General features: G+C 58.5%; 4 protein-coding genes and 1 pseudogene. 2 read left to right on the top strand and 3 right to left on the bottom strand.

Going from position 1 to position 3,354, the window contains the following annotated elements; genetic code table 11:
- Nucleotides 1-81: 81 nt before the first annotated feature.
- Nucleotides 82-326, bottom strand: a pseudogene (locus AC1DUU_RS27015) (DUF4287 domain-containing protein).
- Between the two features lie 358 nt (nucleotides 327-684).
- Between AC1DUU_RS27015 and AC1DUU_RS27010 the strand changes: the two are divergent.
- Together AC1DUU_RS27010 and AC1DUU_RS27005 are read left to right on the top strand one after the other, a co-directional pair.
- Nucleotides 685-1,128, top strand: a complete 444-nt coding sequence (locus AC1DUU_RS27010) for an SRPBCC family protein (protein ID WP_476786431.1) — start codon at nucleotides 685-687, stop codon at nucleotides 1,126-1,128.
- Between the two features lie 46 nt (nucleotides 1,129-1,174).
- Nucleotides 1,175-1,588 carry an SRPBCC family protein gene (locus AC1DUU_RS27005; RefSeq protein WP_476786430.1) on the top strand — a complete coding sequence of 138 codons (414 nt, stop codon included), beginning with the start codon at nucleotides 1,175-1,177 and terminating at the stop codon, nucleotides 1,586-1,588.
- Nucleotides 1,589-1,836: 248 nt separating this feature from the next.
- On the opposite strand, the gene AC1DUU_RS27000 is transcribed toward AC1DUU_RS27005, so the two are convergent.
- The gene (locus AC1DUU_RS27000; protein ID WP_476786429.1) at nucleotides 1,837-2,406 is read right to left on the bottom strand and encodes an ANTAR domain-containing response regulator; all 570 of its coding nucleotides are present in this window, start codon (nucleotides 2,404-2,406) and stop codon (nucleotides 1,837-1,839) included.
- A 324-nt stretch (nucleotides 2,407-2,730) separates the two neighbouring features.
- Nucleotides 2,731-2,943 carry an aminotransferase class I/II-fold pyridoxal phosphate-dependent enzyme gene (locus tag AC1DUU_RS26995; RefSeq protein ID WP_476786428.1) on the bottom strand — a complete coding sequence of 71 codons (213 nt, stop codon included), beginning with the start codon at nucleotides 2,941-2,943 and terminating at the stop codon, nucleotides 2,731-2,733.
- Between the last annotated feature and the right edge of the window lie 411 nt (nucleotides 2,944-3,354).

Below are 3,354 nucleotides of genomic sequence, written 5' to 3'. Positions count from 1 at the left end.
GTTCGCGATCGTCGCCATATAATAGGCGACGCTCCCGTTTGATGTCTCATCCCAAAACTGGCGACGAAGCTTGAATGCCGGTCATTCTGCCTCTGGCGTCAATCCACTATCCGGGGTGGTTAGGCCGCACTCTGAGACCGATGATGAGCAACGGGGGTGCCCATGACCYATCTTGTGCTCTGAYYTGAGCGTGGAAACCATCTCCATGTGTTTCTTTCCCCTCATTCCATCCAGCACCTAAGCCAATGACTTGTCGGCTTGCCGTATGTCTTCTCAATGGAAGGAAAGTACGAAGCAGGGCCTTTCACCTTCGTCTCTGCCGGCATCTGAGCCACCTTCTATCTTTGCCATCATCACTTCAAGAATTTGCTTTCACCACAGGACGATCAATAGGCGCAAGAACCGACAGCCGGGCCATGATCATAACAGCGATCCGCTTTGGATTCTTCCCGCCAGACTAACATCCGTTTTCCCCATGTCTTCGTTGTTGAGCCTCCGCGTGGCAACTTCTGCTTCCCGACCCGAAGCGGTCCCTGGACGATTTTGCTTATGAAATCCTCAAGTTCGCCCACGAAGCCGAAGGCCAAAGCGATCAGCAAGCCAAGACCCTGGAAAAAAAGAGGTTGGTTGTCGGGAGACGCATTACTTGTTCGTCCTAGAGGAGTTGAATGAATGGAGGTGATCATGCCCAACACTGTTAAACTGCACCGGATCTTCGCCACGAAACCCGAGAAGATCTAYCGCGCATTTCTGGAACCTGACGCGGTTGCGAGTTGGCTCCCGCCCGTCGGCTTTACCTGTTCGGTCCATGAGCTTGAGGCGAAGGAAGGCGGCAAGCACAGAATGTCCTTCCGAAACTTCACGACCGGGCAAAGCCATTCTTTCGGTGGTACCTATCTGAAACTCGTTCCCGGCGAGATGCTCGTCTATAGCGATGCGTTCGATGATCCGAACCTTCCCGGCGAGATGAAAGTGACGGTCACGCTGATGGCAGTCTCGGTCGGAACGGAGATGACGGTGGTTCAGGAGAACGTGCCCGATCTGATCCCCGTCGAGGCATGCTATCTCGGCTGGCAAGAGTCGCTGCGCAAGCTTGCTAAACTCGTCGAGCCCGAAATCACGCAATGAACCGCCGGCGAAATCTCATCCAACTGCGACAACAAGGAAACGAAAAATGACCAACCAGCAGATCACCATCGCTACCACGATCGCGGCGCCGATTGAACGCGTCTGGGAGGCCTACACGACGCCCGCTGATATCACGCGGTGGAACTTCGCTTCCGACGACTGGTGCTGCCCTAGCGCCGAAGCCGACCTAAAAGTGGGCGGCGGCTACAAGGCGCGCATGGAAGCCAAGGACGGCAGTTTCGGCTTCGATTTCGAGGCGGTGTACGAAGAGGTCGAGCCGCATAAGGCCATCACATTAGCCATGGGCGACGGGCGCAAGGCGCGTACGACCTTCGAAGCCACAGAGAATGGTACGAAGGTGACGACCATGTTCGATGCCGAGTCGCAGAACTCCATCGAGATGCAGCGCGACGGCTGGCAGGCGATCCTGAATAACTTCGGGAGTTATGTTGAAAAGTGACGACATCCAGCGTTCGTTCGATCGATTCTATGCCTTGCACTTTCAGGCATTCGAGAGGCCCTTCATTTCTTTCAGAAGTGCGGGGAGTGGCCATGGCCAGGCGTTCGCGAATATTCGTCCATGACGTCTCGCGCATCAGCGTGAGGTCGATGCCCTCGGCCGTGGCGAACCCTTTTCCTTGGTCGAGACCAGAAGCGCGCTGTCGAGAAGCGTCAGGAAGCCGGCGGCGACCGGGTAGCGGGCGTCAGTCATGCGTCGTCTCCCAACAACCCGGCCGCCGTGACAAGGCTTTGCGCGATCTCGGATATCTTGCGGTTCTGGTTCATCGCCGCCTTGCGCAGAAGCGCATAGGCGTCCGCCTCGGACAGTCCGCGCGACTTCATCAAGATGCCCTTGGCCCGGTCCTTGCGGTCCTCCAGCTCGCCGCGCGCTTGTTCGAGCTCCCGCGACAGCCTGGAAAAGGCATTGAAGCGGCTGACGGCCATATCGAGGATCGGCTTGACGCGTTCGCGCTTGAGGCCATCTACGACATAGGCCGAGACGCCGGCATCGACTGCGGCCTCGATAGAGGCGCTGTCGGAGCGGTCGACGAACATGGCGATCGGCCGCTTCACCGCGCGCGACAGCTGGAACATGTTTTCCAGCATGTCGCGATTGAAGTTTTCGAGGTCGATGACGATGACTTCGGGGTTGATCTCGGCGATGCGCCGGGCGATGCCGGAAACGTTGTGGACGAGGCTTACCTCGTCATGGCCGGCTTCGCGCAGCCCCGCCTCGATGATCGAGGCGGGGATGCGGTTTTCCTCAATCACAAGCATGGCGAGAGGTTTAGCGGCTATGCCCTATTTTGCGCGCCGACGTCGATTGTGGAATGCGGCAATCGACGTGCACATGATGGCAAACGGCCGAATGCGACCACGAAGGCCGGGCTCCACCGGCCATCAGGCCAAAACGAGCGTAGACGTTGGCATGCCCCATAGCAAAACGCGCTGGTTCGAATCCAGTTGGCTCGAATAGATTGGGACAGACTGGTGCTCGGAGTGAAGGATGCGGTACTTCTGAGGACCGGCACCAAAGTACCTGGGCAAGATGGCGATTATGGCCTTGGCAAGTTCCGCCACGATGCCGCCGCCTCCGGCTCCTTATGTCAGCGAGCGCGCGGCGGTGAGGATGCGCGCGCAGCCTTCCTTGATGACGTCTTCCGATGTGGCGAACGAAATGCGGAAATAGGGATCGCAGAAGAAGCCTGCCCCAGGCACTGTGACGACACCAAAGGCCTCGATCAGGTATTTGCAGAAATCGGCAGAGCTTGTGATCGTGACACCGGCGCATTCAAGGCCCGGAGCATCTCGCAACAGGCTGAGAGCCAGGTCGCGCCGCTGCCGGTAGCAGCAGGATGCGCGGGCACTCGTCAGACGCTATCAACGAACGGCGTATTATGAAGCACAACGCCGCGCCGCGCGGTCCCACGCTCGCGGCGATGCCGGTGAGTTTGTCCATTGGGCGAAGGTTTCGGCCGAGATCGCGCGTATCGCACCCGCAGCCGAAACGGACATAGCCGTCGTGCAGGCGACGGTCGACGCAGAACTCAATCGGGAGCGTGACGTGCCAGCGCGCAGGAACTGACCGCCTACTTCATGCCACCTTTGGAATGGTGGGGCCGTGATCATCTGTTCCGGCATCTGACGGGCGATCACGTTCGGGGGTTGTGTCGCAAACCAAGTTTCAGATCGAACGATCGTTGGGCTCGTGGCGATGATGATGGG

It is taken from the genome of Aminobacter sp. P4_H6_2 (assembly GCF_056400805.1).
The sequence above is the reverse complement of the archived record's forward strand: the minus strand, read 5'-3'. Positions and strand labels throughout refer to the sequence as shown.

Coding starts and splice junctions, on each gene's coding strand:
- AC1DUU_RS27005 (WP_476786430.1), top strand. CDS start 1,175: ATGACCAACCAGCAGATCACCATCGCTACCACGATCGCGGCGCCGATT.
- AC1DUU_RS27000 (WP_476786429.1), bottom strand. CDS start 2,406: ATGCTTGTGATTGAGGAAAACCGCATCCCCGCCTCGATCATCGAGGCG.